18 protein-coding genes are annotated in these 25715 nt (G+C 47.3%); 12 read left to right on the top strand and 6 right to left on the bottom strand.

Annotated elements, in window-relative coordinates:
* The first annotated feature begins 39 nt into the window (after nt 1-39).
* The 9 genes from J4G07_09680 to J4G07_09640 all read left to right on the top strand — a co-directional run bounded on the left by J4G07_09680 (nt 40) and on the right by J4G07_09640 (nt 11670).
* The gene (locus J4G07_09680) at nt 40-828 is read left to right on the top strand and encodes a LamG domain-containing protein (GenBank protein ID MCE2414263.1); all 789 of its coding nucleotides are present in this window, start codon (nt 40-42) and stop codon (nt 826-828) included.
* A gap of 311 nt (nt 829-1139) precedes the next feature.
* Complete coding sequence (locus J4G07_09675) at nt 1140-3047, top strand: AAA family ATPase (GenBank protein ID MCE2414262.1); 1908 nt, start codon at nt 1140-1142, stop codon at nt 3045-3047.
* 376 nt (nt 3048-3423) lie between these two features.
* Entirely contained in the window at nt 3424-4200 is a 777-nt protein-coding gene (locus tag J4G07_09670) for a LamG domain-containing protein (GenBank protein ID MCE2414261.1), read from the top strand.
* A gap of 124 nt (nt 4201-4324) precedes the next feature.
* Nucleotides 4325-5098, top strand: coding sequence for an acetyl-CoA carboxylase carboxyl transferase subunit beta (locus tag J4G07_09665; GenBank protein ID MCE2414260.1), 774 nt, complete (start codon nt 4325-4327; stop codon nt 5096-5098).
* Between the two features lie 289 nt (nt 5099-5387).
* Nucleotides 5388-7673, top strand: coding sequence for a type I DNA topoisomerase (topA, locus tag J4G07_09660; GenBank protein ID MCE2414259.1), 2286 nt, complete (start codon nt 5388-5390; stop codon nt 7671-7673).
* Nucleotides 7657-7845: a hypothetical protein gene (locus J4G07_09655; GenBank protein ID MCE2414258.1), complete on the top strand. Its 189-nt coding sequence runs from the start codon at nt 7657-7659 to the stop codon at nt 7843-7845. Before topA ends, J4G07_09655 begins: the two co-directional genes overlap by 17 nt.
* Nucleotides 7842-8489, top strand: a complete 648-nt coding sequence (locus J4G07_09650) for an ATP-binding cassette domain-containing protein (GenBank protein ID MCE2414257.1) — start codon at nt 7842-7844, stop codon at nt 8487-8489. The genes J4G07_09655 and J4G07_09650 overlap by 4 nt, the downstream gene beginning before the upstream one ends.
* Nucleotides 8490-8718: 229 nt before the next feature.
* On the top strand, nt 8719-9576 hold the full coding sequence (locus J4G07_09645; GenBank protein MCE2414256.1) for a permease-like cell division protein FtsX: 858 nt from the start codon (nt 8719-8721) through the stop codon (nt 9574-9576).
* 162 nt (nt 9577-9738) lie between these two features.
* Entirely contained in the window at nt 9739-11670 is a 1932-nt protein-coding gene (locus J4G07_09640; GenBank protein ID MCE2414255.1) for a PHP domain-containing protein, read from the top strand.
* A gap of 99 nt (nt 11671-11769) precedes the next feature.
* Here the strand turns inward: J4G07_09640 and J4G07_09635 are convergent, their stop codons facing one another.
* From J4G07_09635 to rfaE1, 6 genes are all read right to left on the bottom strand, one after another.
* The gene (locus J4G07_09635) at nt 11770-13740 is read right to left on the bottom strand and encodes an alkaline phosphatase family protein (protein ID MCE2414254.1); all 1971 of its coding nucleotides are present in this window, start codon (nt 13738-13740) and stop codon (nt 11770-11772) included.
* 159 nt (nt 13741-13899) lie between these two features.
* Complete coding sequence (locus J4G07_09630; GenBank protein ID MCE2414253.1) at nt 13900-15384, bottom strand: hypothetical protein; 1485 nt, start codon at nt 15382-15384, stop codon at nt 13900-13902.
* Nucleotides 15385-15518: 134 nt separating this feature from the next.
* Nucleotides 15519-17153 (bottom strand): NYN domain-containing protein, encoded by a 1635-nt coding sequence (locus J4G07_09625; GenBank protein MCE2414252.1) that lies wholly within the window; start codon nt 17151-17153, stop codon nt 15519-15521.
* 173 nt (nt 17154-17326) lie between these two features.
* On the bottom strand, nt 17327-18652 hold the full coding sequence (locus tag J4G07_09620) for a nucleotide sugar dehydrogenase (protein ID MCE2414251.1): 1326 nt from the start codon (nt 18650-18652) through the stop codon (nt 17327-17329).
* A 76-nt stretch (nt 18653-18728) separates the two neighbouring features.
* Nucleotides 18729-19310 carry a D-glycero-beta-D-manno-heptose 1,7-bisphosphate 7-phosphatase gene (gene gmhB, locus J4G07_09615; protein ID MCE2414250.1) on the bottom strand — a complete coding sequence of 194 codons (582 nt, stop codon included), beginning with the start codon at nt 19308-19310 and terminating at the stop codon, nt 18729-18731.
* Between the two features lie 349 nt (nt 19311-19659).
* Nucleotides 19660-20679, bottom strand: coding sequence for a D-glycero-beta-D-manno-heptose-7-phosphate kinase (gene rfaE1, locus J4G07_09610; GenBank protein ID MCE2414249.1), 1020 nt, complete (start codon nt 20677-20679; stop codon nt 19660-19662).
* 338 nt (nt 20680-21017) lie between these two features.
* Between rfaE1 and J4G07_09605 the strand changes: the two genes are divergently transcribed.
* The 3 genes from J4G07_09605 to J4G07_09595 all read left to right on the top strand — a co-directional run bounded on the left by J4G07_09605 (nt 21018) and on the right by J4G07_09595 (nt 25700).
* Entirely contained in the window at nt 21018-21407 is a 390-nt protein-coding gene (locus J4G07_09605) for a hypothetical protein (GenBank protein MCE2414248.1), read from the top strand.
* 613 nt (nt 21408-22020) lie between these two features.
* Nucleotides 22021-23241, top strand: a complete 1221-nt coding sequence (locus J4G07_09600; GenBank protein ID MCE2414247.1) for a polysaccharide biosynthesis/export family protein — start codon at nt 22021-22023, stop codon at nt 23239-23241.
* A 101-nt stretch (nt 23242-23342) separates the two neighbouring features.
* The gene (locus tag J4G07_09595; GenBank protein ID MCE2414246.1) at nt 23343-25700 is read left to right on the top strand and encodes an AAA family ATPase; all 2358 of its coding nucleotides are present in this window, start codon (nt 23343-23345) and stop codon (nt 25698-25700) included.
* The last annotated feature ends 15 nt before the right edge of the window (nt 25701-25715 follow it).

The following is a 25715-nucleotide window of genomic DNA, read 5'->3' as shown; positions in this document are numbered from 1 at the left end:
CTGTTATAATGTCTTATATTTTTTGATAGGAGGCAAAATATGAAGAACGCAATATTGACTGGCAGATTCTCATTCTATGGGATTGTGTCTCTCTCGGTAGCACTGACAATGCTATTCACACCATTCGTCTCGGCAGCTCTCACAGATGGGCTTGTCCTACATCACTCTTACGATGAAGGAGAAGGCACACTCGCTGGAGACACGAGCGGTAACGGACACGATGGTGAAATTTCTAACCCAGATTGGGTAGACGGATACAGTGGAAAGGCTCTTCAGTTTGGTGGCGACGGCAGCGACGTGTTCGTTACTGTTGAAAGCACGGATGTCTTGAACGTGAACGAGTGTTCGTTTGCAGCATGGATTAACGCCGACCACTGGAATGGCACGCGTCAGATTGTTGGTAAATCCGTTCACGGTGGGTGTGCGGGTAGAACGCAATACGGTCTATTCAGCGAAGGTGGGGTTTTCAAACTTCGTTTTGAAACCGGAAGCGGTAGAGCCGACATCACAACCGATCTTCCACCGACAGGCGAGTGGGTTCACGTTGCTTTTACCAACGATGGCGAAACAGCAACAATCTACATCAACGCTGAAGCCGTTGTGGATGGTGAAGTGCCGGGTGAACTGAATGCTAACGACGATCCGTGGCGGATCGGACAAGATTGTGAACGTCTCAATTATGTTTTCGCGGGCATCATAGACGAGGTCTCTCTCTGGAACCGTGCTTTGAGTGCTGACGAAATCCTTAGTGCACAAGACTTAGATGTGTCTGTTGATCCTCGCGCGAAATTAGCCACCACTTGGGGCGGCATCAAAACTGCTCACTAAAAACATCGTAGGCGCGCCTCCCACGCGCGCCTTCCTCTTTTGATGATAAAACTCCTTAGCCCGTAACGAAGTGGAGGGGTTTTTGCAATGTAATACAAGGAATGGATATGGTCTATCCCCAGCCCATATCCGGTATTTTTTTAGATTTAAGAAAAAACTATCAAATTTGAAACCCACTCAATTTCCCTGCAAGGTAAAATCAAAAATCCTGAAAACTCAAAGGTAGCCTGCAACAACGACACAGGCGGATTTAAGAAATGGGCATCAAAGGCTCAAAATCATATCATTTCTCCGCAAGGTAAAATTAAAAAATGTTTTGGGAACAGATAAAAAGACACTGCGATGCTGGGTCTGCACACCAATTTCTCCTCCACTTTAACGTCCAGGACCTGCTATATGATGAGGTCTACGGCTACTTGCCTACCCATGAATATCTCATGGAGCAGCTCAACGTTTTAGGTTGTGAACTCGTCATGGGATATAACACATCACAAGGCATTCATTTACCTAATATTGGGCGGTGGCGAGCGACCCAAAAAATGCTGGGGGTTGTCCCGAAATATGAGAAAACCGGTGCTTTTCATTTCCAGAGCATAGCAACATGGCTTCAGACGCTTCGGCGTTTTCGGGAAGTTGAAGACGCAAATCTCGATGCGCAAGAGGTAGATCCGCTGGTCGCACGCCGAAGAATTAATGCCACTTTGGCATTCGATAAACCTCATGAAGATCCGGTCATGCAGACAGACCCCGCCCCCTCAGAGGAATTGCAAGAGAGATTGAACCATCTTTTACGGCAAGACAGAGCGCGGATTGGCTTGGTTATTAATTTTCTGGAGCAACTTGCACCAAACGATCCTTCGTTGAGCAGTGCCTCTAACGATGTTTTACAACGCTTTTTCAACCAGATGCAGAATTGGGCATCCGATTTAGAAATTCGCAGACGCAAACATATCATTCTGCTCCTCACTCATAACACATTTGATATCCATTCAAATCTCACTGTAAATCCGGAGATTCCGCTGATAGAAGTTCCATTTCCAGACTACGATCAACGTCTCCATTTCATTGAATATCTCCATACCATCTCAGATCCGCCGTCTCAAATGCGGGCAAGCCTTGGAAACGAGCATGACAGAGAGTCCCTCGCCCGCGAGACAGTAGGACTGAACCTCTTCGGCATTCACGATGTTGTGAAACAGGCAGAGTCTGCACGACAGAAGATGGGCGGTGAACCGCTTGTGAGATACCGACGTGAGAGCATTAAGACTTTCAGCCACGGAGTCCTTGAACTGGTGGAAACTGAAAGGGGTCCTTCTGACGAGGGTTGGTACGTCATGAGGGCAATTTGGGATATAGCGAATGGTATGAGACATCGGGACTTGCGACGCGTGCCACGAGGCATTCTTTTACTCGGGCCGCCAGGGACCAGCAAGGCTTACGCTGCAAAGGTACTCGCTGGTGAGACGAACATGACCCTCGTCCAACTCCGCTATGCTAATCAGGTCGGCGAGATAACAATAAATATCAATGAGAATGGAAACACCTACGAACGGAATCTTAATGCCGCTATCAATTTCATCCGCGGTATTTCACCGACGGTTGTCTTTATGGATGAGATTGAACAAGTGCCACCGTATACCCCAATGAATCCCGAAGAACAGCAGACATTTCCGCAGAACCTCATAAACGCTATTAGCGATCCATCTTTGCACGGGAGAGTGATATGGGTCGGCACCTCATGCCGTCCCGACTTGATGCCGCAGATCTTTCGACGATATGGTATCTTCGATACCAAATTAATCATGCTACCCCCAACTGCTGAAGGTAGGATGGAAATTTTAAAGATATTTTGTCAAGGACAAGCCACCGATCAACTTAACTTCCGGGCACTTGTCGGAGATTCAGAAACAGATGGATTGACGTGGCGGGACCTGTTCTTGATTGTCCAACGCGCGAGTAACATCGCAAAACTCGACGGGCGCGACCCCTTCACCGAAGCCGAACTCCGTCAGGCGTTGGATGACTTCATACCCGACTACTCGCCGGAAATGCAGCTTTTCATGGGATTGTTAGCGTTACGAGAGGCGAATTCCCGGATCATGATCCCAGACGGACTGTTACCGCCATACCAAGAATTTATAGAGGGCAATCGGATTGATAAGACCGGAATTAATAAACGCTTGATGGAACTGAGCAGTCAACTCGGCTTGAACATCTGATGTCTATCTCTCCGCTATTTCCTGCTGTAGGAGGGATCTCCGAATCCCGACTTCTTCTTCCTAACATTTTTTCTTGACAGGTGTTTCTCTGTTTGTTATAATAACCCAACTTGTTATCTAACGCCAGTTTGAAAATAAATCTGTAGGTGTTTTTGCTTGGGTGTTTCCCCTAGGTAGAGCGGTAAATACGCCGAAAAAATCGCAGAATGCGGAGAGACGGGGCGTTTTTCAAGCACTTTCTGTGTCAATAATGGTAGCGAAACCCTACGTGACACTTTTATCAAACTCACGTTATCTACAAGTTTTTAGGAAACCTGTAGCCCCTATTCTCATTGAAAACACCTCATCTTCACCTAATAGGGAGGAAAATCTAACAATGAAACTATCTATTTGTTTATCCATCACACTACTCTTGATGGTAGCCCCCTTCGCTATGTCCATCGGTCCAGCAGAATTTTTGGATGGATTGGTGGTTTACCACGCTTATGACGAAGGCAAAGGGGACGAAGCGGAAGATCTTAGCGGAAACGAACATCACGGTGTAATTGACAACCCCACGTGGGTTGATGGCAAATTCGGAAAGGCGTTGGAATTTGGCGGTGAAGGCAGCGACGTATTTGTCACTGTTGAAAGCACTCCGAAGTTAAATGTGGATGAAATGACGTTTATGGCGTGGGTTAACGCCGAGCATTGGAACGGTACGCGCCAGATTGTCGGTAAATCGGTTCATGGCGGTTGCGGCGGTCGGGTTCAATACGGATTGTTTAGTGAAGGTGGCACCTTCAAACTCCGTTTTGAAACCGAAGCAGGTCGCAACGATATTTCGACCGGTCTGCCTGACACCGAGAAATTTATCCATATTGCTTTCACCAACGATACCAAGAAGGGCATAATCTACATTGATGGCAAGGAAGAAGCTGAAGGGGATGTCCCCGGCAAGCTTGCAGCCAACGATGATCCGTGGCGGATTGGACAGGATTGTGAGCGTCTCAACTACGTCTTCGCTGGAATTATTGACGAGGTCCGTCTCTGGAATCGTGCACTGAGTGAGGATGAGATCAATACGTTCATGGACCAGGGCGTAGATGCGCTCGCTGTTGAAGCGATTGGAAAACTCTCTACAACCTGGGGCAGCCTGAAAGCGGGACGTTAAACTGAAATTCGCAACTTATTTTTTCATTGGGCGAGGTATTCTGGGAATAACATCCAAGCAAAACACCTCGCCTATTTCCATTTTTTTCTGTAGGGGATTTTTAACCCCGCTGTGTGAATAAAAAATGTCTGAAACTTCAAAAACAATTCCATGCAGAAATTGCGATGCACAGATCGTGATAGAGGCATTCACTAACAATCTCAAGGTCTGCCCCCACTGCGATTACCATCACTATATGAGTGCTCACGAGCGACTCAACCTCATTATAGATGCGGACAGTTTTGAGGAATACGATGCCAATCTTTACTCTATTGATTCGCTGGAATTCCCAGAATACCCGCAAAAACTCGAAAGAGATGTCGCAAAAACGGGACTCAGATCGGAGATGCTCTCTGGCATAGCCAATATTGGTGGTTATCCGACTGCTCTTGCAATTGGCGATGTCGGATTTATAGGGGGCACATGTGGTTCTGTTATCGGTGAAAAGGTTACCCGATGTATTGAACGTGCCCTTGAAAACCAGTTGCCGTTAGTAATTGTTTCGGTGAGTGGTGGGATGCGGATGCAAGAAGGCACGCTTGCCTTGATGCAGATGGCAAAAACCGCTGCCGCTTGTGCAGCGTACGCCAAATCGGGAGTCTTTTATATCTCCGTTGTGACCGATCCAACGTTTGGTGGTGCGACTGCCAGTTACACGTCTCTCGGCGATGTAATCGTTGCTGAACCGGGGGCTCGGATCGGTTTCGCGGGTCCGTTAGCCGTTGCCAGCCTCCGTGAGGAACTCCCAGAAAACTTCCAAAAAGCAGAATCGTTGCTGGAACATGGATTCATCGATTCGATCGTTCACCGGGCGGATATGCGTCAGATGCTTATAGATTTGATTGCCTTCGCCGCCTAAAGTATGTTACCTGTCTTCTCTCTTCTTTCCCCATCCAAAAATAAAATTTGTGCCTTCTACCGCAAATGGACGAATGAGCGGGACATGAAACCGTTAATAACTATGAACGTTAATAGAGATGTGTAATTATGACTTCAGTGCGGGGTACAGAAAAAATCCGCTCCAGTGTACCGCATCTTACACCTTACACATTTCGCTTTTGACGAGAACGCTAATACGGCATTGAAAACCGAGTATACTATATCGGTGCCCTTAGCAATTTAAATATACATACACATAGGAATGAACCATGCCAAAGTCACTCGTCGTTGTTGAATCGCCGGCGAAAGCGAAGACTATTAAAAAGATCTTAGGAAGGGATTACGTCGTTGAATCCTCTGTTGGGCATATCCGGGATCTCCCTCCAAAGGAACTCGGTGTTGATATTGAGAACGCCTTTGCTCCGAAATACGTCTTGATTCGGGGAAAAGGGAAGGTCGTGAAATCCCTCCAAAGCGAAGCGCGTAAGGTCGATAATATCTATCTTGCCGCGGATCCAGATCGGGAAGGCGAAGCTATTTGTTGGCACCTTTCTGAGGAACTCAAGAAAACAAAGAAGCCCATCTACCGGATCACCTACAACGAAGTCACCAAAAACGCAATTTTAGAAGCAATCCAAAAACCTGGCGATATTGATATGGCACTCGTTGATGCGCAACAGGCGCGTCGCGTCTTGGATAGGCTCGTTGGATACCAAATTAGCCCTATCCTGTGGCGTAGTGTTAAACCCGGTCTCAGTGCTGGGAGAGTTCAATCCGTTGCAGTACGCCTGATTTGCGAGCGCGAAGCAGAAATAGAGGCGTTTAAATCAGAAGAATACTGGACACTCACAGCTACATTGACACCGACCAAGGTTCAGCATCTCTTCCCAGCGAAGTTACACAAAATTGGGAAAAAGAAGGGCGAAATCAATAATTACGGGTTCCGTATAGACGAAACGCGTGCCAAAGAACTCGCGGCGGATGCACAGCCCCAGAAATATCTCGTTGAAAAAGTCCAAAAACGTGAACGAAGACAGAGACCTGTCCCACCGTTTATCACGAGTACCTTACAACAGGAAGCGTCTCGGAAACTCCGCTTTGTTGCCAAAAAGACGATGCTCATTGCGCAACAACTCTACGAAGGACTGGAGATTGGCAGCGAAGGATCCGTCGGGCTCATTACCTACATGCGTACCGATTCGACACGGGTTGCTCAGGAAGCACTTCAGGCAGCACGCGCATACATCAAAGAAACATACGGTGAAGAATATTTACCCAATCGTGCGGTGAATTACCGGAGCAAAAGAGGTGCGCAAGATGCACACGAAGCGATTCGCCCGACCCTACCGTTGCGAACGCCGGCAGACTTGAAGCCATATTTGAGTAAAGATCAGTACCGACTTTATGAACTAATTTGGATGCGGTTTATAGCGTGTCAGATGAATCCAGTTATTTTCGACGGCACAACAATTGACATCCAAGCAGGCACTTATCTGTTCCGCGCCACCGGTTCAGTGATGAAATTTCAAGGATTCAGGCGCGTCTATATGGAAGGTAAAGATGATCCTGTTACCGATGAACGCGAATCGGATGAAGAGGCGATCAACTTGCCCGACGTTAAAGAAGGGGACACACTTGACTTACGTAAATTAGAACCGAAACAGCATTTTACGCAACCCCCCGCTCGTTACAGTGAAGCTACGCTTGTGAAAATGCTGGAAGCGAAGGAAATCGGACGTCCGAGTACCTACGCCTCTATTCTATCAACAATTCAGGACAGAGGATACGTCTCCAAAGAACGTGGCCGGCTTACGCCTACAGATGTTGGAAGGCTTGTTAACGAACTCCTGAAACATGGATTTCCCAACATCGTCGACGTTGAATTCACAGCAAAAATGGAAGATCAACTTGATGTGATCGCTGATGGAAAAATTAAGTGGGTAGAGACATTAGGTCAGTTTTACCCTGACTTCCAAACGGCACTGCAGGAAGCTCCCGATAAGATGTACGAAGCCCGAAAGGCGATGGAAGAGCAATCGGACGAGAAGTGTGAAAAGTGTGGGGGCAATATGATCATCAAGTGGGGCAGATATGGACGCTTTCTCGGCTGTGCCAATTATCCGGAATGTCAGAATATCAAGCGTTTAACATCTGCGGAGGACGCACCTACTGCGGAACCGGAGCCGACCGACATTGCCTGTGACAAGTGTGATAAACCGATGGTTGTGAGAGTAAGCCGTGCGGGTGCCAAATTCTTGTCGTGCAGTGGATACCCAAAATGTAAAAACGCAAAGCCGATTCCAATGGGAGTTGACTGCCCAGAGACTGAGTGTGAGGGCTACCTTGGTGAACGCCGTAGCCGACGTGGAAAGGTCTTTTATGGCTGCAGCAACTATCCGAAATGCGAATTCTCGACGTGGGATAAACCTGTGCCAGAGCCTTGTCCGAAATGCAACGCGCCATTTCTCATTGAAAAGACGGAAAAATCGAAAGATAGCGAAGCCGGAACTAAGCGTCTCATCTGTCACACAGCAAATTGTGACTATAGAAAATAGCCATCGGCAGTCGGCAGAAATAGCCGATAGCCAATACGCCAAAAGTCGAAAGTCGATGGCTTCGATAATTACTCTTACTGATGGAAACCGAAAACCCGAACCCTCAACTCGACTCCGATACAAGACAGCAAAGCACGAGTTGCGGGTTCGAGCCGAAAACTATAAAAAATGATACAGTTGCACCAGGTCAGTTTCAGCTATAACGAACTTAGCGTGCTTGAGAAGGTGAGCCTACGCGTGGAGCGCGGCGAATTTGTATTTCTCGTTGGTCCAAGCGGTTCTGGCAAGACCACACTATCGCGGCTGTTATATGCGGATTTAGACCCAGTCGGCGGTGATCTGAGTGTCGTTGGACAACAACTTGCGAGGTTAGACAAAGTCAGTCTCCCTTACTTTCGGCAGAAGATAGGGATCGTCTTCCAAGATTTCAAGTTCTTAGAAAACAAAACAATTCGAGAAAATTTGGCACTGCCACAGCGGTTGATAGGGACCCCCACGCAGCTGATTACGGAAAATGTCGATAAACTCCTGAACCAGATGGGACTCTATCACCATCACAATGCCCTCCCATCAGAAATATCTGGCAACGAGCGACGTCGTCTTGCTATAGCGAGAGCAATTATCAACAATCCTTTGTTACTACTTGCGGATGCTCCAACGGAAGGCTTAGATTTGCGTCTTTCACTTGAGGTGATGGCACTTCTTGATGCGCTTAACTTCCAGGGGATGACTATCTTCGTCTCCACGAGCGACCGAACACTCGCTGAGAAATGTAATAAGCGGATTATTGAACTACGGGATGGCGGCATCCATTGAATAGTCATCGGTCATCGGTCATCGGTTTTCAGTTAAGAGGTGCTTTGTTTAATCAACGTAAGTTTGATAATAGGCGAGGTTAGGAAACCTCGCCAGCGATGTGGCGGTTTTCGGAGCGAATATTGTTTGAAATCGTACATTTTGGTTTCCGACAATTTATTATAAACCAAACTCACGTTTAATCAAGTGGCTGTTCCAACCGACAACTGACAACCGATAACTACAAAAAATGCGTTATCATCTTAAGAATGCCATATCCCATATAGCTCGTGCTGGCAATGCAAGTGTGATGAGTTTCTTTGGCATCGGTTTCATCACTGTCTTACTTGCTACCTTACTATTGAACCATTCGTTTATACTACAGCAGTCTGAGTTTAAAAGCCATGCCCCTACCCTTATCGCGTTTCTAAAAGACAGTGTTGATGAGTCAACCGGACGCACCTTGGTGAGCCAGATAGAAAAAAATGGACGGGTACTCGCTGTCAATTACGCTTCAAAGGCAGAAAGCCTCGCCCGTGGTGAAACCCAGTTCCAAGATTTGGGTATCCTCATTAAGGAGGCATTCGCAGAGACCAGAGGCGTAAATCCATTTCCGGCATCCCTCAAAATTTATGTGGACGAAGACTTGATAACGCGTAAAACTTTAGAGCAGATTGTGTTGGATATTAAAGCCCACAGCGAAATTGAGGATGTGCTCTTGACAGGGCAGGGGCAGTTGAAGGATCGTTTACGCGATTCAGAGCGTACGACTCTCATCGCCATCGGAATAGCAGTTGTCGTCATCTGGTTCATTATCAGTTCTGTTATCAACAAAACAGCGATCGCTCGTGCCGAAGAGATATCCCTCATGAAACTTCTCGGCATGTCCCGCCATTATCTCTTCGTTCCTTTTGTTATTCATGGATTTTTCCTTGGCGGTCTTGGCGCATTGTGTGGACTTGGCTGCTTTTACGGAATGTTTTATATCTTCGAATCCCAATTAGGGACAGTCAATTTCCTTACGATCTATCAATCTATTCTGATTGTTATCGGAGAAATGGTAATTGGGTTCCTTGCCGGTTTTGTCGCGCAGCGGAAGTTGGTGTAGCAGCCTAAACCGATCACGTAAGCAGCAGACATGTGATAGCCTGCAACAATACGCAGAAATATCCATGCCAAAACACCCCAAGCAAAAACACGCAGGCGGATATACAGAGAGGCACTTCAGGCATAAAACCCACCTGACCGAACCGCAAGGAAAATTAAAAATATGACAAATCATGAGATCAGTGCTATATTTCGAGCTATCGGATCCCTGCTACAAATTCGCGGTGAAAATGCTTTTCGCTCTCGGATTTATGAACGAGCCGCCGATATCATTGAAGAATTCCCCGATGAATTGGCTTCCAAAGATTCCCAACAAAATACACCGGGATACAATAGAGAGGCAGTAAAAAGACTCCGAGCAACACCCGGTATTGGGAAAGCCATTGAAGACAAGACCGTTGAAATGTTGGAAACCGGACGCTGCAAATTCTATGATGAACTCACCGCAGAAATGGGAACAGAAATCCTTGAATTGCTCAATCTTCGAGGGGTCGGTGTAAAAATCGTTGGCAGATTTTATCAAGAACTCGGTATCAGGAATATCGAGGACCTCCGAGTCTTAATTGAAAACGGACAGATGAGGCGCGTGAAGGGTATCGGACGGAAAAAGCTCCGGATGATAACTGAGAGTCTGGCGTTTCAGACAGAACAACGGAACAAACGTCCGCTATTGCAAATTTTACCCACTGTCCAAAACATTTCCGATCATCTGACGCTATTGATAAATGATGGTTGGATAAAACGTTACCAATGGACAGGTGATTTACGGCGGCACGAAGAGGTATGTCAAAGTATAGCGTTGATTGTTGAATATGAAGATGAAGGCACGTTTCAATTTGAAAGTGGCATCGTGTCTGCGCCGCTACAAGCACTTCTTGAGCCACTAAACGCTATTCTAACGCCGGAGAACCCGATTGTTTTCAAAACGGACAGCCAAATTCAGTACCGATATGACAGCAAAAATAGCGATCAGCCGTCAGTCGACAGCAATCAGCAAGAGGATGCCCCTTCACCAGAAAACCTCTTAACCGACAGCCATTTTGAAGAAAGCCAGCGCGAACTGACGGGGGACGTTCGTGACACGCTACCTGTGATTCAATTTTATATTGACAGAGATTTTCCGGTATCCGTCTATCTGTGTACTGCTGCTACCTATGAAGCGACGCTCTTCTTGACAACAGCGACAGACGCTCACATTGACGCGCTTTCTGATAACGGTTTTCTGGAGCTGACCGGTTTTTGGCATGAAGCGCGTGATATGACGGAAGAGAGAATATACGAAAAACTCGGGCTCGCCTATATTCCCGCGGAACTTCGACAGGACGGTGCCTCAGTGGCTGCGGCGAAAGCGGGTGCTTTGCCAAAACTCGTTGAGTTCACGGATTTACGAGGCGACTTACATGCACACACCGATTGGAGTGACGGACGAAATACACTCCAAGATATGGTGGCTGCGGCGAAAGCGGAGGGGCTTGAGTACTTTGCTATCACCGACCATTCTGTTTCCTCTACCGTTGCAAACGGCTTAGATCGGGAGAGGCTTCTGGAACAGGTAGCGCGGGTTCGCGAATTGGATGCAGAGGTTGAGGGTATCACACTCCTCGTAGGTTCTGAGGTAGATATTCGACGGTACGGTGAGTTGGATTATCCTGATGAAGTTTTAGCGCAGCTTGATATTGTCGTCGCAAGCGTTCACAGTCATTTCACACTCTCCGAAGCAGAGATGACACAGCGCATCGTCCGTGCGATCGAAAATCCATTTGTTAACATCATCGGTCATCCAACAGGGAGATTGCGCGGACGTAGACCAATGTATCCGCTGAATATTGAGGAGATTATAGAAGCTGCTGCGGAGCATCAAACAGTTTTGGAAATTAACGGCTCGCCGAGCCGATTGGACCTCGATCCTGAATTTGTACGTATGGCAAAAAAAGCAGGGGTGCTTTTAGCAGTCAACACCGATGCACATGACATCGGGCTATTCGCGCGCCGCCAATTTGGGTTGAATGTCGCACGTCGCGGGTGGTTGACAAAGAACGAAGTCATCAACACATATACCTTAGAAGAGTTACACGAGAAATGTAATATCGGCTAAGAATAGTTATCAGCAAAGAAGCAGTCAACTGTCAGTGGAAGACACAAGCGTAACCGAGCGATTTTCGCTACCATACGCTTCTTTACTGACGGCTGATGGCTATTCCGCAAGTTGAGTCAAATGCCAATTTGGATCCTCTAACGCCTCGTAAACGACACCCCCCTCCACATTGTCAGGCATTGGCAGCCCCAGTAGATAGCAGAGCGTCGGTGTGACATCAACAACACGAACCTGCCGCTGCAATGCTACCCCTTGTCGAACCCCAGCCCCCGATAGCATAAATGTAGAGTGCTGCCCGCCGATACCGAAACTCACGGAGGGCAGCTGTTTGCCGTGCGCACCATCGAACTCTGGTCGAAGCGCGTAGACAACATCACCGACTAAATCCCCGTGTAAGTTAAACATCTCCGCATCTGCTCGTGTCACAGCCAATGTAAAGGGATGTCGGCCGGTCTTCTCGTCCTTATAGGTATGCAATGCTGCGATGAGTTCACGTTGCGTTGCTTCGTAGTCCTCAGGTGCCACGATTCCATCCGGTTCACGTCCAGCTAAGTTGATGAAGATATGTACTAATCCGACATTGACCGCTCGTGTCTTTGTCCAGTCTATCGCCCCGTTTTCGTCTTTAACGATGAATCCGGTTTCTTCGAGCACCTCTTCGATATCTATAGCACGGAATTGGTTAGGGGTGCCGCCGTGGTCGGAACAGACAAGAACTACGGTCTCTTCATCGGCGTGTTCCATCAGTCGCCCAATCATCCGGTCCACAGATTCATACGTCCGTCGTAATCCCTCACGACACCGATCAATTGTCTCAGGCGCTGCACCGCTGATTTCATCTGCTTGACTGAGGAAGAAATGGCTGGCGTAGTCCGGGGCATGGCTTTCGACCATTAGGACATCCCAATCGTTGTTTGTTGCGAGGTGCGTCGCGACATCCGCGAGACGCTGATGGTGGTAGTCAAGCACCTCGAAATAGGTATCATCGTCCATTTGCCCAAGCGCATCGCGAGCCGGATTTTGAAGGAATGAACCGATTTCAGTGTCAATCGTGGTAGCAATTGTATCAGGAACGGTGTACCCTTCTCTCGGCCAAATCTGTGGGACGAAGAGTTCAAAAGCGTCCGCTGTTGGGGTGAGCGTCACGAGTTTCATTCGGACGTAACCTTCCACTTCAGCGGCTTCAATTTCAAAAGTATCCAGCCACCACTCGCTCCATTCACTAACCCCCAGGTCCGCAACGGCATCGTCTCCAGACCGACTCCGACAGATCCGCACCCGATCATAGCCGTTATCGCCAGAGGCATAAATCAACCCGTAAAACGGTTTGGGAATGCGCCCAGCATTTTGACCAGAAGTGTCAGAGGATACCTCACTTTTGGAATAGATTGAAGGCATCACATCTTCTCTACCGCGCGCCAACGGTTGAATGGTGAGTTCGACCTCTCTTACGGGTGCTGTGGAATCAGGCAAGGCATCCCATTCTCCCTCCTCAATCGGTTCAATAGTGACCGGATCAATGTGCTGAACGCCTTGTAATGCGCTCGGATCAAGTGTCTCAGGGTCTCGCTGTCCACCGATAGGGCGCGCTGCCCATTTTCCTGCGACAAAGAGATGATACCCAGCAACCTGATGGTGATTGGAGACACCTGGTCCCGTTCCCTCGACCTGAATACCTGTTGTGACGGTGGGGGGCCAAGACATTTCCCATTTCACCAGAATCGGTTTTCCGCCTACCCGTTCTACGAGGTTCCAGAGATATTCAGATTGACACAAACCGGTATTAATACCCCAGACCGTCTTATCGAGGCGTTCTCCAACAGCACGGATGTTAAAATCCATCACCTTATGTGTGCCGGGCCATGAACCGGTAGAGAGTGCTGTCCACCCGGGCGGTGTCAGTGTCGGGAATACTCCGATCATCGGTCGGTAGACACCGTTCTGAAGGAGTGTCGCCATGTTTGGGGTATGTCCCCAGTCAATCATGTTCTTGACCAGTTCCATGCTTGCACCATCCATCCCGATGATGATCGCACGTTTTGCGGGAGCATGTTGAGTGCGTTTTGCCATTTTTTAATTTTTCCTTGCGGTTCGGTAAAGTGGGTTTGAATACTAACGTTTCTTACTGTATATCCGCCCTCCGCTACGCTTAGGGTTACAATTCACCAAGAACCCGATCATAATGGAATGGAGCGCGGTGCTGAAGCAATGAATTAAAAACCTCATTCGTTATGGAACACGCTGAATATAGATGTCGTAATCTCGTCCGCGCGCATCGCTCCAGACGACGATTGCCGCACTCTCACCTGTGGATACAGCTTGAGGGGAGATTTGTTCTTTCGGTGCGTGACAGACAGGCATGCCGTTGATTTCCCAAAGTGGCTTCCCATCGGCATCGAGCTGTTGCGCGTAGATTGCATCCTCTGTCGAATCCCCGAAATCTTCACGATAATCCAGCCAATAGATGATGGATTCCCCTGCCTCACCAGTAGACACGATTTGAGGGAGACGTTGAACCCCTGCGCCGGTGCAAACAGGCACGCCTCCGTTTTGGAACTGCGCGTTTTCGTCGTTCCATAATCCCTCGCCATTTTCGTTGATACGTTGCGCATAGATGTCAGCGAAAATATCCCGTTCGTCCCACCATGCGGCGATGAAACCACCACTCCCGTCAGGTACACAGTAAGGTTGTTGTTGATTGACAGGCAGTTCACAGATTGGGATGCCGTCCTTTTCCCATAAGGCATGTCCTTCAGCAGTTATGTGTTGTGCGTATAATTGCGCGGTCGTATAAAAATTTGGGTCATTGCGATAGTCCGACCAGACGAAGAACACACCGCCACTCGCATCGTTGACCGCAACTGGCGCGCCTTGGTTGCCAGTTGCGGTACAGACGGAAATTGGACCATCGGCGGAATTCCACATCTGATGTCCATCTGCTGACAGTCGTTGCGCGAAAATGTTCCAATCTGGAGTGCTGATGTCCCACCATGCGAAAATAGCACCCCCTTGCCCGTCGGCGATTAGAACCGGGTCATACTGATCCCCATCGCCACTATAGACAGGCACACCGTTCGTTTCCCATACTGGCTTTCCAGTACTGTCGATTCTTTGGGCGTAGATATCTTGATTTCCGTTCCGCCAATCCTCCCACACAACGATTACGCCACCTTTACCGTCCGCGATCGCGTTCAAATCATCTTGCAACGTTGGATGCGTACAGACGGGTGTCCCTTCGGGATCCCACAATTTGTTTCCGTTTGCGTCGATGCGTTGTGCGTAACTGTCCTGATTACCGTGCCGGGTATCTCCCCAAACGAGGATAGCACCACCTTCGCTATCACTGACAATTAGGGGCCAACTTTGCGAAGATGGTAGGTCACAGATTGGAATACCATTTGCCTGCCACTGAACGTTCCCGGTTGCGCTGATTCGCTGTGCGAAAATATCACGATTCGCGTGCCGGGCATCACTCCATGCAACGATAGCACCACCTTGCCCGTCGGTAACGAGGACAGGAAAGTGTTGTTCGTTCTGTGCTGTGCATAATGGAAGATTTTCTGTCGTTGCGGAGGACCATTCCGCATCTGTTACACCTATCAAAACAGGCAGGAAGAGGATAACAAGCGCGAGGCACATTCCAAGTCGCAGAAAAAAGTGAGGGTTCAAAAGCGGACCGACAGCATCACAGATAGACTGAAGAAGATAATTCATTTTTTAGAATGGTTGTCGGTTATCGGTTGTGAGTAAAATCGGATCTCTGTAACAATTCCCTGACTTGGAACGTTCCAAATTAGGCAAACTGTCAGGAATGGTTTTTAACTGACTGCTGATGACTGACAGCCATTTCAGATGAGCAGTTCGTCTCCAATTGGAAAGAACTGATCTGCGATTTGTTGTAGATCCATAGAGGTATTATGCTCAAAAGCGACTACCTCCACACGCTTATTCTGCTGTTTGATGAGTTCGGCAAGCGGACAAAAATCGCCATCACCACTTGCCAAAATGACAACATCCAATGAGCCGAGCATTGAAACGACATCCACTGCGATACCGACATCCCAGTCCCCCTTGGCAGATCCGTCGCCTCGCAAACGCAAGTCTTTACTCTTAATCGTATAACCGTTGTGCTCAAGAAGGGACAGGAAACTGGATTGGTTAATTTCGGGTATCTGGACGACATAAGCATAGGCTACCATGAGGTACCGCGGTCCAACTATCAAATCAAGGAGTTTGATATAGTCAACCCTGCGTCCAAAACGATCTTTGGCAGCATAAAACATATTTTGAACATCAACGAACACACCGACACGGGGTTGCTCTGTCGTTAGATCGTAGGGATTTTGACCCTCGACGATTTCTTGCGTATCCAGATAAGTAAGCGTATGGCGAATCTGATTCAATGCGCTGCGTGCCGCCTGATGGCAGTTTTCCAGAATATCGAAGTGGCTATCAAGCGTTGTTTGAAAGTCTTCGAGTCCTTGATGACCTTTGTAGACTGCCTCCTCAACCAACTTGAGATCGGTAGTGAAGGTCTCCTTGGCTGCCTTAATTTGTTCATACTCTCTTAGTTGTTCTGCCATCTGTTCTTTTTCAACGAGGAGGCGTTCATGTTGGTCGGCAAGTTGTTGTAGTCCGGCGGTATCTTCAATATATTGTGCAACCTGTTCACGAAGTATGTGATTTTCCTGTTCAAGAGTCGTCAATCGTTTTTCGTTTCCATAAATTTCCTCGGCTTTGGTTTTTAATCCCTTGTTTTCCTCCAATAGAAGCGCGCGTTGTTGATCTAACCGGCTATGTTTTTGCTCAAGCGAGGTATAATCTGCTTTAGAGTCTGCCAGTTGTTGTTCAAGATGCTCAATGCCTTGGTCAGGTGTATCCGAGTGTTGCAGTTCACTTTCCGTGTTGTAAATGGGTTGAGCGTCGATTCCTTCCAATTGATCCATACCATGGTCGTTTCCGCTACCATTTGTATGAGCCACTTCTATAGATTCGTATGTTGTGTTGAGGAGTTTATAGCCATGTTCAACGACTGCGGTTCGCTGGTCGGTGAGAAGTGCCCAGACGACTTCGCCGAAATCGCCGCCCTCTATGAGGACATCAGACGTTTTGAAAAACGTTTCGATTTCGGAGATTTCCATATACCCGACTCGGGAGATTGCAGCTTGTGCCTTTTCGGTAAGAAATTGGCTGACTAATGTATTGACTTCGGAAGTCATCCGATCCCGATCATCGTGATGGTGTGCTTCCGGCGAAGTTTCGGAATTTTTTAGTTCAGATATTGTTGTGCCAACGACATCTAAAAACACATCGGCTAAATTTACGAGTAATTCTCGCCTTGATAAGGCATACAGCCGATCCACATCGAGTACGATGCCGGTAGAGGCACTCAATTGAAAGATCTCTCTTTCGTCTAAAAGTAGATCGAGAAACCATGTGAGTTGGTCCCGCTGTATATGAAATTTTAGATTTGGACTTGACATTATTATACTCCGATTTTTAATTTTACCTTGCGGTTCGGTGAGGTGAGTTAGGTATTTAACGCGTCTCACCGTAGAACCGTCCTCCACTTCGTTACGGACTACGCGCTTTGTATTACATCAAGAATCAGCGCGTAATGGAATAGAGCTCAGTCCAAGTGGTCATAAATTAAAAGTTAAATTTTGATAATTTTTTCCTGTCCTTTCTTCACACTGCGCGTTGCATTGCGTGTGTCAACAATCAACTGGGCATGCTCGACAAGCCAGTCGTAATCTATAGCACTATGGTCAGTTAGGATGACAACACAATCAACACTTTCTACGAGATTTACTGTTAGGGGTTCTGAGTGATAAGTCTCTGTGTCATCAAGAGCCACGTTTTTTATATAGGGGTCATGATATAGGAATTCCGCTTTTTTGTCAAGAATTAAACGAATTACTTCAAGGGCAGGTGATTCTCGAATGTCGCCGATGTCCTTTTTATAAGCGATGCCTAAGATTAATAATTTCGCTCCATTCAAGGGTTTACGTTGAAGATTCAGGGCGTGGATGATTTTGTCTAACACGTATTTCGGCATCTCACTGTTAATTTCGGTAGCAAGCTCAATAAATCGAGCGTGGTACTGATACATCTGTGCCTTCCAAGAAAGATAATGCGGGTCAATAGGAATGCAATGTCCGCCGAGTCCAGGACCTGGATAGAACGGCATAAATCCGAACGGTTTTGTCGCAGCGGCATCAATGATTTCCCACACATCCAGATCCATCCGGTCACAGATAAGCGCGACTTCATTAATTAAGCCGATGTTGACACTCCGAAACGTGTTTTCTAAGAGTTTGACCATTTCTGCTGTTCGAGGTGAAGATACGGTGTGTGTTTTACTAATGAACTGTGCGTAGAAGGTTTTCGCGACGTGGGTGCACTGTGGTGTGACACCGCCGATAATTTTAGGGGTGTTTGTCACGAAGTAAGTGCTATTTCCTGGTTCAATCCGTTCGGGTGAGTAGGCGAGATAGAAATCACGTCCTACTTTTAGGGTGCCGGGAGACCGGGTGTCGAGTTCCGGTAACACGACTTCTTCGGTGGTGCCGGGGTAGGTGGTGCTTTCGAGGATAATCAGTTGTTCGGGGTGGAGGTATTGCGCAACTTGCTGAACCGCAGCGATGATAAACTGCATGTTGGGGGTTCGGTTTTCACCTAAAGGGGTCGGCACACAGATATTAACCGTGTCCAATTCTCGTAGCACAGAGAAGTCTGTTGTTACCTGAATTTGATCGGACGCAATAAGGGGAGCAAGCACTGCATTGGTTACATCAGGAACGTCGGAGATACCCTGTTTCAACCGCTCTATTTTTTCTGAACAGATATCGATGCCTGTAACTCGGAATCCCGCCTTTGCAATCGCAACCGCAAGCGGTAGCCCGACATATCCAAGCCCGATAACACCCGCACGAGCTGTCCGAGTTTCTATCTTTTTAATTTTACCTTGCGGATCTTTAATTTTACCTTGCGGAGAAACAACGGGGGTTTTATTTTTCACGTGCCTTTCTCAAATCCGCCTGCGTCGTTGTTGCAGGCTATCCTTTAATTTTCCTGAGCCAGCGCGTTGCTGCGTAAAGATTTGTGAAGATTTTCTCGGGACGGTGTCCGTTCTTATCCGCACGCCGACACGGTTTCGTATTGATGTAGTGGTAATAACTCTCCTGTCCAAGTCCTGTTAAAACGAGAAATGTTGTGGCACCGACACGCTGTCCTGCTTCAATATCTGTGGTCCAATCACCAATCAAATAGGCACTTGACAGTTCAATATTGTGTTCACGGGCAGCGCGTATTAACATACCCGACTTCGGTTTTCGACACTCACATCCTGCCTCGGGATGGTGTGGACAGTAATAAACTGCGTCAATCTTCCCGCCTGCTTTGTTAATTTCGGCGACCATTCGTGCGTGGATATCCGCCAAATCTTCCTCGGAATAAAGACCTCTCCCGATTCCTGATTGATTGGTTATCACAATGATTCGATAGCCATTTTCTGTTAATTCCCGGATCGCTTTCCGGGAATTTGGAATGAAGGTAAATTCTGTCCATTTCCGGACATAGCCTCTATTAGGTGGATTCCGATTGATAACACCATCTCGATCCAGAAAGATCGTCTTCATTTTTTAATTTTACCTTGCGGATCTTTAATTTTACCTTGCGGAGAAATAACGCGGTTTTGAAACTTTGCGCACATCCCTTAAATCCGCCCTCCACTTCGTTACGGGCTACGACTTTGAATGCAAAAACTTAAAGTTTATGCCACACCCCTTAATTTTAACCAAGATGGCAGCCTGCAACAATACGCAGAAATACATCTGCAACGAAGTGGCAGATGGTAACGGTGTTGCTCACAGACGAAGGAATGAGCCACACCCTCGCCCGTCCGTAAGCGTTTGCAAAAACACGTAGACGGATATACGCAAAGGCACGTGAAATTATGAACCCACTTGACCGAACCGCAAGGTAAAACTAAAAAGTCTCAATAGCATGCAGCAACTCCTTCTGTGTGACGGTCGCACACCCCATCTTACCAACGGCTATTCCGCCTGCGAGGTTAGACAGCACCGCCGCACTACGAAATTCAGCACCCGCTGCGAGCGCGAGCGTGAAAGCGGCAACAACTGTGTCCCCTGCGCCTGTAACATCCGTCACGATGTTTGAATGTGGTGGGAGGTGTTCTACTTTTACGGTACTATCTGTCGGACAGTGAAACAGAGACATCCCCTTCGCATCGCGAGTGATTAGCAACGCTTTGAGGGATAACCTATTCAGAATTTTCTCACCAACAGTAACGAGATCAGACACATCCATAATTTCTTCATGGACAGCGGCACTTGCTTCCTTGTAGTTCGGCGTAACGGCGGTTACACCTTCATAGTGCCAGAAGTTGTTTTGCTTGGGATCGACGATAATGGGGATACCGTAAGACTTAGCATGTTTCATAACGCCTTTGATAAACTGGGCAGTGACGACCCCTTTATCGTAGTCAGCGAAGATGATTGCATCACTTGTTGGCAACTGAGAAACGATAGTGTCCAGTAGGTGTTCCCGTATCTGCTGAGAGATTTCCTGTTTGGATTCCCTGTCAATGCGGAGCAAATGATGGTCCGAATCCCGTTCCCGATCTGGAAAGGTCGTGGCACCACGAGCAATGACGCGTGTTTTTGTGCTTGTCGGTCGCTGCGGATCAGTGTAGACCCCGGTCGTAACGAGATTCATTTCGGTTAGCATCTGGACTAACTTTTCGCCTTCCCTGTCCTCACCGATGACCCCGACCAGAGTTGCGTTGCCGCCTAAACTTGCAACGTTTTGAGCGACATTCGCTGCACCACCACATCCGGTCTTCTCTGTCGTCGTTTCAAACACTGGAACAGGGGCTTCTGGCGAAATTCGTTTCACATCCCCCCAGATATATGCGTCCAAGATGACATCGCCGATAATCACTACCCGCTTGCCTTGAAGTTGTTCAAAAACGGCTTTTAAGTTCACGACATTATATTAGCATAAACCTGTAGGTTAAAGCAATATACATTCTTATAGAGAACGGACATTCAGTTGTCAGACGTCAGCAATCAGCGGTTATTAATCAGCCAGATCGTGAGCGCGGAGAATGGATAATCAACCACCGCCATGAAAAACGAGGTCTGCATATCTAAAACCTCGTCCGTAGCAACTTGATTTAACCTAACACGGTTGACAATCAGGATTTTTTTTGAAGGAGACCTCATCGGCTTGCAACTAACGTGCAAATAAAATCAGTAGAAATCAACGGAATATTATCCAAATGGTCCAAAATTCAATTTGAATAAAGAGGATACTTGATTATTATGTTCAGAGTTTTTGCAAAAATCACCGGCGTACTCATTTTACTCATAGGTTTTATGGGGTGTGGGGACGCTGACAAGGTAGGTCAGGTGCCGCCTGAAGAACTCCTTCAAATCAATAAAGTCTTAGATCAGTGGCGGCAAGGTTATGAAACCGAGGATGTCAACTCTTATATCAACACTTTCTGGGCAGACGGTTTCCTGTATGTCTCTGATTGGGGAACAGATGGAGATAAAACGGACGATTTAGAGTTTGATGACATTCGACAGGAACGAGACGCTGCTACTCGCGTCTTTGAGAAGTTTCAGGATATTGAGATAGAACTCTCTGTCCCACCAGAAATTACGATGAACGAAGATGGGAATCAGGCGGACCGATGGACATTCACTTGAGGGTGGATTTAGTGGTGTATACGCTGAAGGTGATAACCTTTTTATCTTCGAAAAAAGAAATGACGAATGGCGTATAACTGAATGGCATGACGAAGCCTTTAGCGAAGAAGAGATTCGTATTGCCAATAACCTGTGATTTCCCTTGTCTTTTGAGCGAATGTCTGTTAGAATATTCACCGATATAAAAATGAATACCGAGCAGCAGCCTGCAATAACGGCGCAGTCGGATAGACGAAAAGGAAGTCAGTAAAGTGTTCTGAAATCTGTAAAGTTCGGAAGTTGGAAGAGACTGCTTTGCAACTTCACAACTTGAGTCCACTTCGCAACTTTTAAATTTTTCACCGCTTTAGCACACTATCAAACTTTCTTACACCTCACCGAACCGCAAGAAAAAATAGGAATTAGCAGTCGGTTGTCAGTAAAGAGGTCTGCGTTTAACAAAGGGTTCTCTTAAAATAACCTCAAAACTTGTAGCCTGTAATGAAATGGAAGGCGGATTTGAGAAGATTGCTTCAAAATTTGAACGCACGTTGTTCCTCCGCAAGGTAAAATTAAAAACATGAACATATCTGCTTTACGAAATCAGTTTTTTGGTGGAGTTTGCGCCAAATGTATGAGCAGCCCAAAACCTTCTCTTAAAAGATTCATATTACTTTTGCTGAGTGTGTTACAACTTAGTCTTTCCGGACTCATTTCTGCAGCGGATTCCCCCACCGAAAATCCGACCATCGACACAGAGATTGCGTCGAAAGATCCAAAACCTAAATCACAAGAATCACAGTCGGAATTATCTACGTATAAATTGCAAGTTGGTGACAGTTTTGTTGTCACGGTGGACGGCTATCCTGAATATAGCAAAGAGCGAGTCCCTGTGCCGGTTCAACAAGACGGCTATGTCTCGTATCCGTTGATTGGGCTTATCAAGGCGGTGAATCTCACCGTTTCTGAACTGGAAGCGGAGATGCAGTCCGCTTTTTCCAAACATCTCCCGACAGCGCGTGTGTTTGTAACGCTCATGCGCCCGAAGCGGACGATTCTTGTGTTCGGGGCAGTCGAACTTCGGGCACGCGGAAATCTCCATGTCTTTGAAGTCGGACAGGTGTATCTCCTCCAAGCCCTCGCATCTTCTGGCATCAACTATGAAGCTGCGGATCTTACGGACATTTCTATCTGGCGGGATGGAAAACTCTATAAAAAAGTTGATTACCTTCAGCTCATCAATGCGGGTGGTCCCGATATTCCTTTGAAGGATCATGATACAATCTTCATTCCGTCGGTCTTTCAGCAACGACCCGTGCGTGTCATAGGAGCAGTGGTAGCTCCAGGTGTTTATCCTATAACAGCACCGCAGGTGCCGGCGAGTCAGGTATTGAAAATCGCGGGAGGATCGAGGACGGATTTCGCGAATTTACACAAGTCAGAAATCATCACCAACAAAGAACGCATTTTAGTCGATCTCGCCGCAGCGGATGTTGAGGTAATGATGGGACCCGGAGATACGTTGTATGTCCCGTTGGCGGAAGCGAAAATTAGTGTTACGGGGGCTGTCGAGAAACCGGGACAATATGTGATTACTGAACCGGTGTCGCTCGGTCAAGCCATTGCAATGGCAGGTGGGTTTAACGAGGAGAGGGCAAATCCGAAGAAATGCTTAATCACGCGGGCAGATGGGACAGAGGAAGAACTGGACTTCGATCAAACGCATTCGGATGTTTACTTGAATCCGAAGGATCAGCTCAGAGTCCGTGAAAGAACCCGTTTAGACTGGCGAGTCATCACCTTCGCGACATCTTTTGTGAACTTGCTTGTTACAGTCTTGCTGAGATACAATTAAGATAGCGTAAGATAGCGGTCAGCCATCAGAAAGAGGGTTGCGTTTAACAAACACTCTCTTCACTAACAACCGATAGCTGACAGCCATTCAAGAGGTTAGAGATGTCAGAAACAACCGATAATAGGCACTTTGAAGAAGTCAGAGAAATTCGATTATCAGACTATTTTTGGATCCTTTTTCGGCATAAATGGAGTGTTCTTCTTATTTTTTTGCTCTCCGTTTTTGTGGCGTTTCTTATAACCGACCTGACTTCGCCGGTTTATCAATCCGAAACAACGCTTCGCGTCTTAGACGGCCAACCCACTTCTTCACTACTTTCACAATTACCGATATCTGGACTATTGGGCAGTCCCTCTTTGGGGGCTTATGCCGCACAGATACAATCGCGAGACCTCGTGATTGCACCGGCTATCCGTCAACTCAGAGAGGAGGGACTCCTGGATCCATTGCCTGTTCATCGTGGACGGTTTGTCGTGTGGCTTGCGGATTTGTTGAATATTACACTTGCTCAGGAGGCGACAGAACAGGGTGATCTCACCCTCACGGAGTGGGAAGACTTCTTCATCAAAACCCTTATTGACGAGGAGCTAAAGGTTGAAGAAACACCGGATGGAAGTGTAATTGCTGTTACTGTGACGCAGCGGACACCGGAACGGGCACAGAATATAGCCAACAGAATTGCGGCTGTGTTTCAGGCAGTCGTTGAAGCGGAAGCGGCTGAAAGAATGCAGTGGTGGGAAAAACCTATTCCACAGACGATGTTGAATCAGACAAGGGATAACCTCACACAAGCTGAAGAGGCGTTCTTTAAATTTCAGCAAGAGTACCCGGAGATTACCTTGAACGCAGAAGGCGGAACGCAGGCCCAGATAATCCTGACACTTCAAGTGAAAGAAAATGAATTGATAGATCTTTTGGTGAGTGCTGAATTTAGACTGGGGACCTATCAGGCAGAGTTGGAGAAGTTATCAGAGAATCTCGTTTCAGAAACAATTGGGCGGAACCCTTCGCATTCCAAGTTACAAGATAGTTTACATCAATATGAAATCGACCGGGCGGAACTGCTGGGGAAATATGATGAAACGCATCCTGAAGTTACGGCAATTGATGAGAAAATAAGAGAGACGCGAACACGACTTGATAGAGAAGAGAAAGAAATAAAGAGTACAACTTCTTCTTACAATCCGCTCCACCAGGCACTCACAGAGAAGGTGAATGAGGCGGAAGCGGCTATTATCAGTTTAAAAAGACAGAAAGAAGAGGTCGCTGCGAAAATCGCTGCGCACCTTGAGAAACTCGGGAGTTGGTCCCCGACGCAATTGCAGTTTTATCGACTTAAGCGGGATGTTGAAATTCATACCTTACAAGCGACGGGGTTAGAAACGAAACTACAGGAAGCGGAAATTTTCGCACAGGCACGCACAGAGAGTATCAAAACTTTAGATATGGCACGAGCCTCCGAAGAACCGTTGAAACCCCGCCTAAAGCTGAATCTCGCTTTAGGAGCAATGGCAGGGATGCTACTCGGTTTTACATTTGCTGTGGCGAAAAATTACTTCGACGATACATATCTCCGTTTAGAAGATGCGGTGCGTCAATTGGATACCTTACCCGAATCACCAAGTTTTCTTGGTGTCCTCCCCTCCATCAAAAAGCGCAATGCTTATCGACTTCCGCTAATTGTTCACGATGCTCCACAATCACGGTCGGCTGAGGCGTTTCGGGTCCTACAAGCGAAGCTGCCGTTCCTGAATCCAGGAGCACCCGTGAGAACAATTCTGGTTACGAGTGCGACTCGGGGCGAAGGGAAAAGCACGATCTCCTCGAATCTTGCTGTCGCGCTTGCGCAAAGGGGAAATAAAGTTTTATTAATTGATGCTGACATGCGCCGTCCCTCTCAACACAACACTTTTCCGGCAGAACAACTTTCTCAGGCGGAAGATGCGGGAGCGGCATCTGATGCTGATTTTCCTATCGCGCGCGTTGACACCCGTAAACCCGGATTAAGCGAAGCCCTTATCCATTTAAACTCAGAAAACGGGGACGACATCCTCCACACAACTGTCAAGCAAACCGACATTCCTAATTTGCATCTTGTGCCGAGTGGTACTGTGCCACCAAACCCAATTGAACTTCTGAACTCGGAAATGATGACCGATTGGTTGGAACTTGCAAAATCGGAATATGATGTGATTGTAATCGATTCGCCGCCGGTGCGTGCTGTTGCTGATCCGATGATCTTGGCAAACATCGTTGATGCCATTGTCTACGTGTTTGACATCACGAAGACCCGGCGTTTTGATATACTTACAGGAATTCGGCATTTGACAGAAGCCTTCCCAATGAAAGGCATCGGTGTACTTTGCAATATGATCAATCCGAAGCACGCCAAATCCTATGGGTATTACAGTCGTCATGGCAGCTACCATGGGCTTGTGGATGACGGAGACGAGACCTAAGAATGCTATTGGCTC

It is taken from the genome of Candidatus Poribacteria bacterium, assembly GCA_021295715.1.
Classification (GTDB): Bacteria; Poribacteria; WGA-4E; order WGA-4E; family WGA-3G; genus WGA-3G.
The sequence above is the reverse complement of the archived record's forward strand: the minus strand, read 5'-3'. Positions and strand labels throughout refer to the sequence as shown.

What these genes read in the sequence shown, in the direction of transcription:
- gmhB (MCE2414250.1), bottom strand. Translation starts at nt 19,310, where the DNA reads ATGAAGACGATCTTTCTGGATCGAGATGGTGTTATCAATCGGAATCCA.
- J4G07_09630 (MCE2414253.1), bottom strand. Translation starts at nt 15,384, where the DNA reads ATGAATTATCTTCTTCAGTCTATCTGTGATGCTGTCGGTCCGCTTTTG.
- J4G07_09625 (MCE2414252.1), bottom strand. Translation starts at nt 17,153, where the DNA reads ATGTCAAGTCCAAATCTAAAATTTCATATACAGCGGGACCAACTCACA.
- J4G07_09645 (MCE2414256.1), top strand. Translation starts at nt 8,719, where the DNA reads ATGCGTTATCATCTTAAGAATGCCATATCCCATATAGCTCGTGCTGGC.
- J4G07_09650 (MCE2414257.1), top strand. Translation starts at nt 7,842, where the DNA reads ATGATACAGTTGCACCAGGTCAGTTTCAGCTATAACGAACTTAGCGTG.
- J4G07_09605 (MCE2414248.1), top strand. Translation starts at nt 21,018, where the DNA reads ATGTTCAGAGTTTTTGCAAAAATCACCGGCGTACTCATTTTACTCATA.
- J4G07_09600 (MCE2414247.1), top strand. Translation starts at nt 22,021, where the DNA reads ATGAGCAGCCCAAAACCTTCTCTTAAAAGATTCATATTACTTTTGCTG.
- J4G07_09595 (MCE2414246.1), top strand. Translation starts at nt 23,343, where the DNA reads ATGTCAGAAACAACCGATAATAGGCACTTTGAAGAAGTCAGAGAAATT.
- J4G07_09640 (MCE2414255.1), top strand. Translation starts at nt 9,739, where the DNA reads ATGACAAATCATGAGATCAGTGCTATATTTCGAGCTATCGGATCCCTG.
- topA (MCE2414259.1), top strand. Translation starts at nt 5,388, where the DNA reads ATGCCAAAGTCACTCGTCGTTGTTGAATCGCCGGCGAAAGCGAAGACT.
- J4G07_09635 (MCE2414254.1), bottom strand. Translation starts at nt 13,740, where the DNA reads ATGGCAAAACGCACTCAACATGCTCCCGCAAAACGTGCGATCATCATC.
- J4G07_09670 (MCE2414261.1), top strand. Translation starts at nt 3,424, where the DNA reads ATGAAACTATCTATTTGTTTATCCATCACACTACTCTTGATGGTAGCC.
- J4G07_09680 (MCE2414263.1), top strand. Translation starts at nt 40, where the DNA reads ATGAAGAACGCAATATTGACTGGCAGATTCTCATTCTATGGGATTGTG.
- J4G07_09665 (MCE2414260.1), top strand. Translation starts at nt 4,325, where the DNA reads ATGTCTGAAACTTCAAAAACAATTCCATGCAGAAATTGCGATGCACAG.
- J4G07_09675 (MCE2414262.1), top strand. Translation starts at nt 1,140, where the DNA reads ATGTTTTGGGAACAGATAAAAAGACACTGCGATGCTGGGTCTGCACAC.